At 78.1% G+C, this 420-nt stretch carries 1 protein-coding gene; it reads right to left on the bottom strand.

Annotated features, from left to right (window positions below):
• On the bottom strand, window positions 1-420 hold a 420-nt coding region (locus tag G3I78_RS49165; RefSeq protein WP_164437165.1), incomplete at both ends, for an AMP-binding protein.

Genomic DNA, 420 nt, shown 5'->3' with positions numbered 1-420 from the left:
TTGGGCTTTCCGGTGGAGCCCGAGGTGTACGTGACGTACGCGAGGTCGTGCGCGCCGACGGTGACGCCCGGGTCGGTGTCGGGGACGTCCTCGAGGGAGGCGGCCGACAGGTCGAGCAGGACGGGATCCGCGCCCTCGGCGAGGGCGGCCGCGGCGGTCAGCCGGGCGGTGCTGGCCGCGTCGACGAGGACGGCGGCGGGGCGGGCGTCGCCGAGGACGTGGCCGAGGCGGGCCGCCGGGTAGTCGGGGTCGAGGGGGACGAAGGCGGCTCCGGACTTGAGGACGCCGAGGAGCCCGGCGGGCATGTCGAGGCCGCGGGAGAGGCAGACGCCCACCAGGGTGCCGGGGCCGGCGCCGAGGGCGCGCAGGCGGTGGGCGATCCGGTTGGCGCGCCGGTCCAGGGCCGCGTAGTCGAGGGCG

It is taken from the genome of Streptomyces sp. SID13726 (genome assembly GCF_010548375.1).
Classification (GTDB): Bacteria; Actinomycetota; Actinomycetes; order Streptomycetales; family Streptomycetaceae; genus Streptomyces.
Note: the sequence above shows the minus strand (reverse complement) of the source record. Positions and strands in the feature narration are given on the sequence as shown.